This is a genomic window from Chryseobacterium sp. VAUSW3 (assembly GCF_002205795.1).
GTDB lineage: Bacteria > Bacteroidota > Bacteroidia > Flavobacteriales > Weeksellaceae > Kaistella > Kaistella yananensis.
This window is the reverse complement of sequence record NZ_NIUY01000006.1, coordinates 1-8,506: the sequence shown is the minus strand read 5'-3', so window position 1 is coordinate 8,506 and position 8,506 is coordinate 1. Positions and strand designations below refer to the sequence as shown.

At 32.8% G+C, this 8,506-nt stretch carries 9 protein-coding genes; all 9 read right to left on the bottom strand.

Annotated features, from left to right (window positions below; translation table 11 throughout):
* Positions 1-155: 155 nt before the first annotated feature.
* The gene (locus CDW55_RS12270) at positions 156-779 is read right to left on the bottom strand and encodes a hypothetical protein (protein WP_088470068.1); all 624 of its coding nucleotides are present in this window, start codon (positions 777-779) and stop codon (positions 156-158) included.
* Between the two features lie 208 nt (positions 780-987).
* Complete coding sequence (locus CDW55_RS12265) at positions 988-1,710, bottom strand: pentapeptide repeat-containing protein (RefSeq protein WP_088470067.1); 723 nt, start codon at positions 1,708-1,710, stop codon at positions 988-990.
* 775 nt (positions 1,711-2,485) lie between these two features.
* On the bottom strand, positions 2,486-3,376 hold the full coding sequence (locus CDW55_RS12260; RefSeq protein WP_088470066.1) for an RDD family protein: 891 nt from the start codon (positions 3,374-3,376) through the stop codon (positions 2,486-2,488).
* 260 nt (positions 3,377-3,636) lie between these two features.
* Complete coding sequence (locus tag CDW55_RS12255) at positions 3,637-4,332, bottom strand: hypothetical protein (protein ID WP_088470065.1); 696 nt, start codon at positions 4,330-4,332, stop codon at positions 3,637-3,639.
* A 205-nt stretch (positions 4,333-4,537) separates the two neighbouring features.
* A complete protein-coding gene (locus CDW55_RS12250) occupies positions 4,538-5,179 on the bottom strand; it encodes an alpha/beta fold hydrolase (RefSeq protein WP_088470064.1) in 642 nt (213 codons plus the stop codon).
* 235 nt (positions 5,180-5,414) lie between these two features.
* Positions 5,415-5,894, bottom strand: coding sequence for a hypothetical protein (locus CDW55_RS12245; protein ID WP_088470063.1), 480 nt, complete (start codon positions 5,892-5,894; stop codon positions 5,415-5,417).
* A complete protein-coding gene (locus CDW55_RS12240) occupies positions 5,882-6,316 on the bottom strand; it encodes a hypothetical protein (protein ID WP_143756239.1) in 435 nt (144 codons plus the stop codon). The genes CDW55_RS12245 and CDW55_RS12240 overlap by 13 nt, the downstream gene beginning before the upstream one ends.
* Before the next feature lie 222 nt (positions 6,317-6,538).
* Positions 6,539-6,919, bottom strand: a complete 381-nt coding sequence (locus tag CDW55_RS12235) for a VOC family protein (RefSeq protein WP_088470069.1) — start codon at positions 6,917-6,919, stop codon at positions 6,539-6,541.
* Positions 6,920-7,054: 135 nt separating this feature from the next.
* On the bottom strand, positions 7,055-7,858 hold the full coding sequence (locus tag CDW55_RS12230; protein WP_088470061.1) for a helix-turn-helix domain-containing protein: 804 nt from the start codon (positions 7,856-7,858) through the stop codon (positions 7,055-7,057).
* Positions 7,859-8,506: the final 648 nt, after the last annotated feature.

Sequence of the window (8,506 nt, the reverse complement as noted above, 5' to 3'; positions counted from 1 at the left end):
CCATGCTGGTTCTAAACAATATTAAATGCAAAATGGTGTACAGAATTTTTGCCGTTATTGCTCGAGAAACAAGCTTTGTGAACCTGCATAAATTTGCAGCATAAGTTTATCACTTTTTGTTTGCTTTTTGTCATAGAATATGTTAGCCGCAGTTATTATTTTTTTCTTGAATCAATCAGCTCTCTTAATTCAATTATTTCTGATAAGTTTTCAATATTACTCTCGTCCAATTTTTTCCAATCGATCCAATCAATTCGTTTTGTAACATCATATTCACCTAATAAACTATCTAAAAGAATGTATATAGCATTTTGCATTTCAGCAGTTTCATCATAATTTCTAATATTCAATTCTATACCTAATTGATTTTCTTGGATTGAATATCTAAAAAACAAATCATCGTAACCGATTTTGTAATTACCATACTGAATTTCCAAATCATCGCTTTCAATTCTCTGTCTGAATGCAGTAAAATTCCAATTTTTTATTTTTGGTTTTTTTGAAATTAATAATTCAACGGCTGGAAAACTTTTCTCTATTCCATCTGCGGAAATTGAAAATTCACGAGTTCCATTTTTATGAATTGGAGCAAGTTCAAAAACTAAATTTTCATCAATTTTTTGAATTTCTGAACTTATATCGTCATAAATTGTTTCCCTTACTTTTAAATTGTCAGCATTATCAAAAATGTATTTTTCTTTGCTTAAAAACCATTTCCAAAATTTATCTTCAGGAGTTTTTTCATTATTCTGACACGAAAATAAATTTGAAAAGATCATAAATGAAAATATTATTAATTTGTAGGGATTTAGTTTATTCACGTCGTTTTGATATAATTGCGGCTAACGTTTTTCGGCTTGGCGATGTGGCGGATTTTTAGCACAAAAGTTCAATAGAATTACTGTTTTTGAACCTTGTACAAATGTTCCATAGAAGCACTTCAGCCGCCATATTGCCAAACCGATGTTACCAGCAGCTTTTCTTTTGTTAGTATTCAGCTCTAATGTTTCCATTTTTCATCCAATGTTCGTAAATGTCTTTGTTTCGCCCAGTCAATAGTTGTCGAGCTATGTTATTACATTTTTTGTTTGCGTAAAGTCCTTCATAAATTCCTACTACAAGCAAATTGTCTATGTTTTCATCGTTTCTGTCTCCTAGTAAGTTGAAAAATTGAAAACATTTTATTGTAAAATCTGTCGTCTCATTGTTTGTTACAATGTCATCAAAGAGTTTTAAGCTAAGCTCTCCATATACCGTATAAAGTAAATCGTCATTCAAATGGTCTGCAACTTTGCTAAACTCAGGAATGTTGTCATAAAGTTCTTTTACCAATGGGTCTTTATAGGTTTCAAGCTCTCCAGTCGTTTTGTCCAACGTAACTATTTGTCCGTAACAATGGCAATTAGTCAAAGTCGTTCCGTCGATTTTAGCATTTTTAAATTCAGCACTTTCAAGGGAACAGTTTTCAAAGATTGTGTTTGTCAGGTTGCAGTTTGAGAAGTCGCAACATTTTAAGTTACAGTTGGCAAACTTTGAATTTGTGAAGTCTGTTTCTGAAAAGTCAACGGAAAAGCAACAATTATCAAATGTCGTGTCAGCAAGTATTTGTCCAGCCAATTTCTCGCCCTTGTCAAAGTCAAGGTTTAGAAAATAACGATGTCCCGCTTTATACTTTTCTATGATGTTTTGTATGTCAGTTGTTGTCGTCATAAAGTTGCTGGTAACGGTTTAGGTATTTCTGCAGGCGGGGCTAAAGAAGCCAAAACTTTCTATAAACACCACACTGAACAAAAAACTTTTTCCGCTGACTAAATTACAAAAAAACCGGAAGCGGTAAAGTTTTTTGTGACTAAAGTGGATCAATCCTTCAATTAAGCATTCAACCCCGCTTGCAGAAATACCATGTTGTGCGCAGTATTTTCGGTTCGACGACTTAATTCAACCCGTTGAATTCAGTCAGAGAAGTGAAAATCAAGCACGACAATTGTTTTCACGACCCAAAGCGAAAATAAAATTCAGATTTTTAGTCAGTTTTTAGATCCGGACAGATTTTATTCACGCCGTTAAGTGCAAGGTTGGAAAAAGTCAGCGTCAAAATTTTTTTTTCGGTATTTTTTTCACGCATATTGCTGTCGGCGCCGGATTTGTAAAAGTCAGCGCAATTTTTAAAAATTCAGACTGATTTTCATTGATACTTTTCAAAATTCAGCAGAGTGAAAGTCAGGTCAGAATTTGAATTTTCAAACCGGAATTTCTATTGAAGACGGCTTTTCGATATTGCGCACAACGTTGAAGCATTGGCGATGTGGCGGTATTCTGTGTTCCGTCTGCCAGGTGCCGCTGCTGGTTAAAGATACAAAAGCTCATTGTTTATTCTGTTGCTCGGCGTTTTTCGTCTGCCGAAACCGAAGCCGATAAGCGAACAAAAAGCTGAGAATATGTTCTTCGCCCCGCCATATTGCCAATGCACTTGTTGTGTGTAGCCCTATTTCTCGTCCTTAGGTTTTACGTATGTTCCAATTGTCGTCGCCCTGCTCTGAAATTGTCCGCTGCTTTGATAAACATACTTTATTTGTCCTGTAAAAGTTTCTTTTGGCATTTTTGAATAAATGAGGTTCGTCGTCATGATATGCAATTGATTATAGCTGTTGTCGTCGGCGATGTAATTTTCTTTCAATTTCAAAATGGTTGAAACGTATTTCAGGTTTTCATTCTTTACAGTGTCATAAACCCGAATGTCTGGAGTTAAGTATTGACCTAAGCTGTCCGTGATTACTTTCTCCAATTCTTTGCTCTCTGCGGCATTGTATGATGCCTCACTGTAGTTTGTTTTTGCCATTGTCGTTGATGGCATAACAGACATTAATAATGCTATCAGTCCATAAGAAATAATTACAGGCAAAGCTAATTTAGCAACGTTGGGTTTTGATTGTTCAAGAGCAGGGTCGTAATGCACAAGTCTTGTTCCTGCAACTCTGTCGCCAATACGTCGGCTTGTGTTTGCCATAGCAACGATGACTTCTACAATCCAAAGAACGCAAAAGATGTCTCTGACAAAACATTGTAATGGAGATGCTACTTGCCCCGTTTTGTTGTCAACTACTTGCAGTTTTAAAATTCGCTTGGCAATGCTACGTCCGTTGATAATGTCTTTACAGAAATACAAGGCAAAACCGATTAAACCAATATACTTCATCGGTCCTTCCATGAAATTAAAGTCAGTCTGTTCGTGAGAAACTTTGAAAGCGTCTGAAAATCCAGAAATCATTGTTGGAAGAAAAAATATCATCGCAATGATTGTCATGAAAACGTGGTCTAAAAGCATTGCACCAAGTCTTGTACCTACGCTAATTGGTCTGTTGTCGTTTGAAATCATAATGCAGTTGTCTATGTTTTTTGATTGTTAGGGTGTGTCACGAAGGGTTACACACAACGGAAAAAGTATTTGCGAAGGGCGGGCTAAATTTAACTGAAAGTTCAATTTCGACCGAACGAAGCAAATTGCTTTTTCAGATTGTTAAATTACAAAAAAATACAATGTGAAAAGCAAGTTGCGACTAAATGCAACAGGTAGTTCTATTAAATCTTAAACCCCGCCTTTTGCAAATACGATGTTAGCTGCAGTAAAAATTTGGATTAATATAATTCACTTTCGTATGTTAATTTGAAGTTTTCTATTTCTGATAAGAACTTCATTTTATTTTTTACATTATCGTTAAAAGCGAAAATGTTGAATCCTAAATCTTCAAGATTTACCAAGCACCAATCTTTATTTTCTGGAAAAAGATAAAGACTTGAATCGAATCCAGTTTCTTGTAATTCTGTTAAAAATTCGTCAATAGTAATTTTGAATAATTTATCTTCAATTCCATATCTATAATAATCTTCCCAATAAAGTAAAAGATCATTCTTGTCACTTATCTCGTTAAGGAGTGTTGATAAGTTTTCTATTATTTTTCTTTCAAGGATTCTTATTGCTCGCGAATTCCATGGCAATTTATTATCATTTTTGTATTCATGATAAGGAATATTAAACATTTTGAAGAGCTCTTTTGTATCAATTTCTTTAAAACCATTTTCAGAATATCCGTAAATCTGTGGAAAACTGCGCCAAATCTTAGCATTATTATTTATTTCTTCAACGGTCACAGGATTTGAAATTAATTGTTCGAAAGGGAAGTCCTTTATAACTCCAACTTTCCAGGTAATTCCGATATAATGGTCAAATTTTGGAAGGAAATTTGAAATTCTTAATGAATTTGACTTAATATTGGAATAGTCAATAGCAGATTCAATCCAATCAATTAATTCTGTAGATTCGGTTTTCAGCATGATTTTGATTTTATTGCAGCTAACGGAAAAAGTATTGGCGAAGTGCGGGATTTCGAAGAACTAAAAGTTCAAGGAAGACCAATCGTAGCCAATATTTTTTCAATGGAACTAAGTTAAACAAAAATGTGGAATTGGAAAATATTGGCGGTTAAATATTGCAAATAGTTCAACTTAGACTGTAACCCCGCATTTTGCCAATACAATGTTATGTGAAGGCGTTTTTTAGAATTTTTTCTATTTCATTTGGTTTATTTACTGTCATAAAATGTCCGCCATTTTTGATTACAAAATCAACTTCGACATTTTTTATTGGAATTATTTTGTCTTTATTTCCATGAATATGAACGTAATTCAAAGCTTTTTGCTCATTTTTCCAATTTGCAATTTCGTTAATCGCCCATTTTAAGAAATTTGGGTTAGTGTCTTCTAAAATTTGACCAAGAAGTTTTTTGTCTTCATCTGATTTTACACCAAAAAACCAATTCGTCAAGAAATTTTGTTGCTTTAAAATTGTGGCTGGAATTAACTTGTTAATTTTCAATTTTCCTGCGATTCTGTAGAGTAGTGGAAGTTCACTTTTAGTTTTTGCAGAAGCAATTAAAATTACTTTTTCCGTTTTGATTATTTTCGCGATTTCTACAGCAACAATTCCTCCAAATGAAAGTCCAATTATAGTTGGATTTTCAACATTTATTTTTTGTGAAATTCGTTTGCAGTATTCAGTTAATGGTTCATTTTTTAGTGGTTCAATCCATTCAATAAACTCTGGATTCAATTTTCCAAAATCGATTTTGTCAAATACTCTTTTATCAATTCCTAAACCACTGAAAATATAAATTTTGTTCACTTAATTTCTTTTGGATAACTGCTCGTAAACGCTTTCACATAACGGAAAAAGTATTTGCGAAGGGCGGGCTAAATTTAACTGCAAGTTCAATTTCGACCAACCGCAGCGAATGCTTTTTTTCGTGGAACTAAACTACAAAAAATATGTGGAACGAAAAAGCAGGCGCGACTAAATGCAACTGATAGTTCTATTAAATATTCAACCCCGCCTTTTGCAAATACTATGTTAGCAGAAGTTATAATTGCCAGTCCACAAAAACTATATCTTCTTTTAGAAATAATTCATCAAGTTGTTTCCAGTTTGGTTCAAGAATCATAAATCGATTATTTGTTAATTCACGAAACTTAGAACCTTGATAAAAATAGTCAAAATCAAAAAGTGAATTTGTGTTGAAATTATCATGTGAGAGATTTAGTTTTGAAACATAAAAATCAATTTTATGACCTTTAATTTGTGTTGTAAATTTAGGTAATTCTAAAATACCAAAATTATAATCAAGTTTTAAATGAATTGTTTTTGTTAAACCATAATCATTGATTTTTGTCGAAATTCCATTATTAAAAATATCTTTGAAATCTTCTAAATTATTTATTTTATCAGCTTGAAATTTTTCGATTGGCACACAAAAAAATACACTTTGCGGTGAATTTTCTTTCGCTTCTGATATTGCAATCAATCCTTTTAAATGATTTGATGAATTAGTTAAGATTCGCATAAGTAAACAAATTTTTGACAAGATTTTAGTTGATTTTCAGACAATTTACTTTCAAACTTAAATTGATGTCCAGATTCTTCAATGCTTGCGAATGGAGCAAGAATATAATCAAATCCAAAAGTATGTTCGGAAGTTTGATTAGTGTCTTTTAAAGATTTCCAATTATAAATCACATCATTTCTGGTCTTAATCAAATGTCCTCTTAGCTTGACAAAATCAATAGCAGGAATATTAAATTGAATTACAGCCCCATTATTTGAAAATCTATTCTGTGCCCAAATTGCAGCTAAAGCAACTGAAGATCCAGTATAAAATCCTTTACCTAGTTCACCTTTTCCAATTTCAATGTCAAGTTCAGATGGTGGACCAACTATTTTTTTTGCATTTTGTTTATTGGTTCCGTGAAATGAAATGTGATCCATATTTGTTAATTTAATTTCTGCTAACGGATTGGGGCTTTGCGAGGTGCGGGCTACTGCCACCGAGATTTCAAGAGGTGACCGAACGCTAGCAAAAACCATTTTCGTTTTTTCAAATTTACAAAAAATAAAAAAAGAAATGGTTTTTTGCGGGTATTTTCTTGAATTTCCCTGAGATTTCCTTCAACCCCGCATCTTGCAAAACCCATGTTATGCGTAGTGCTTTTATTCTGCTGGTTTTGTATAAGTTACAATGTCAATTCCAATTCCATTTGGGTCTTTAATTGCAAAATGTCTGTCGCCCCAAAGTTCGTCTCGGATTTCAAACTCCATTGAAACACCTTTGTCTTTCAGCCTTTTATAAATTTCGTCCACATTTTCAACTTCTATAGTCAAATAAACACCTTTTCCGGTAAATGCTGATTGGAAAATAGGTTTTTGACTTGGATGGTTCGGTTGCAAAAAACTGATTTCTGACGAATTGTTTGGTGTATGCAAAAGAATATAAAATTCATTTTCAAAACTCACTCCAAAGTCCAACACTTCTGTGTAGAATTTTTTGGTTTCACTTAATTTTTCTGTAATAATCCCTGCGTTAAGTTTCATTTTGTTTGTGGTTTGTGCATTTGAAATTCCAAAAAGCAAAACAAATGCGGTTAGTAATATCGTTTTCATTATAATCGATTTTGTTTTACAAATTTAGTTTGAGATTAACCGCTGGAATTGTAAAAATCGGACAAACTAACGGAACGCTTCGGAAGGAGTTACTCCATAAAATGTTTTGAAGTTTTTAATAAAGTGTGCTTGGTCAAAAAAACCAACGTCAAAATAGAGTTTATTATTTTTCAAACTCTGTTGGGAAGGTTTTGCATTTAAAATGTATTGAAAGCGAATAACATTACTAAAAGATTTTGCTGTTGTTCCAATATAGTAATCAAAAATTCTTCGTAATTGTCTAGGACTTAAACCTGTATCCAAATCTTTTTCTGTATCTAAGAAACCTTTTTTTTGAAAAATTAGAATTAGTGAGTTCAAAAAACGTTGGTCTAATTCTATGTTTTGATTATGAATAACCTCTAACAATTTTTTGTTCAATTTTTTTGAAATATCTTCAAATGAAGTTCTTGGTTTTATTTCGGAACATATCCAATTATAAATTTCGGGATTTATATTTTTCAATTCCTGTGAGTGATTACTCAATTTTTTAGCGTTTATTCCGAATAATATTGGAAAAGCAGTTGGCAGAAAACGAATGCCGATATAATTAAACTCTTTTCCTATGTTGAATTCAGTAAATTTTCTACAAAATCCCATAACAAAACTCTCCTCGGGTTGTTTATTGTCAAAAAAAATATCAATACAACCATCAGAAACAACACAATAATTGAAATCTTCTGATAATTTTCTTTTGGTTTTCAGTTGCCAAAAACAGTAAACAAAATTTTGGATTTCGTTTTTTGGATAAATTTCTTGATAAGTTATTTCTCCGTCATTTTTAGAAACTGTCGGTTGAATTGGTTTGTAGTATTTTCTTATTGTTTCCAATTTTCTACGGGAGTTTTGATAGCATTACGCATAACGGTTGGGTATTTCTGTTGGCGGGGATTATTATAATTAGTTTTTGTAAATATAACAAAAAGAACAACTCGCGAAAATCTTTATGATGTAAACTTCAATCCCGCTAACAGAAATACCGTGTTGTGCGCAGTATTTTTTAATTTCAAGGGAGTTTTAGTGCTTTTAAAAGTCAGTCAGACAGTTAAAAAGATATTGAATTCATGCAGTTTTGCACGTTTGTTTTTAGCAGAAATAGTTTTCTGAAGTTTAATCCAGGACGCTAAGTGCAAAGTAGGGGAGTCAGATCAGTAGTTTTGGAAAAGTCAGTGCGGTTTTTTAAGCGGCAATCCTCAGTGCGGTTATTTTTCGAAAGGTAGATTCAGATTCAGAATTCAGCCAGCAAAAAGTCAGTTCAGAGTTAGAAAAATCTCATAAATTTTGTTTGAAAGTCGCGGCGGTAATATTGCGCACAACGTTTCGGGGCTTTGCGATGGTGGGGCAATCGAAGCACCAATCTTCATTTTTTGCACAAAAGTTCAATCGAAGAAATACCGTTGAACTTTGCAGTTTCGCCCCACTATTGCAAAACCCTTCTTTACTTTACATCCATAAAATTAATAGCTTTAAAATAAACAA

Excerpts from the sequence above, each read along its gene's own strand:
- CDW55_RS12270 (WP_088470068.1), bottom strand. The coding sequence starts at position 779 with ATGATCTTTTCAAATTTATTTTCGTGTCAGAATAATGAAAAAACTCCT.
- CDW55_RS12265 (WP_088470067.1), bottom strand. The coding sequence starts at position 1,710 with ATGACGACAACAACTGACATACAAAACATCATAGAAAAGTATAAAGCG.
- CDW55_RS12260 (WP_088470066.1), bottom strand. The coding sequence starts at position 3,376 with ATGATTTCAAACGACAACAGACCAATTAGCGTAGGTACAAGACTTGGT.
- CDW55_RS12255 (WP_088470065.1), bottom strand. The coding sequence starts at position 4,332 with ATGCTGAAAACCGAATCTACAGAATTAATTGATTGGATTGAATCTGCT.
- CDW55_RS12245 (WP_088470063.1), bottom strand. The coding sequence starts at position 5,894 with ATGCGAATCTTAACTAATTCATCAAATCATTTAAAAGGATTGATTGCA.
- CDW55_RS12240 (WP_143756239.1), bottom strand. The coding sequence starts at position 6,316 with ATGGATCACATTTCATTTCACGGAACCAATAAACAAAATGCAAAAAAA.
- CDW55_RS12235 (WP_088470069.1), bottom strand. The coding sequence starts at position 6,919 with ATGAAACTTAACGCAGGGATTATTACAGAAAAATTAAGTGAAACCAAA.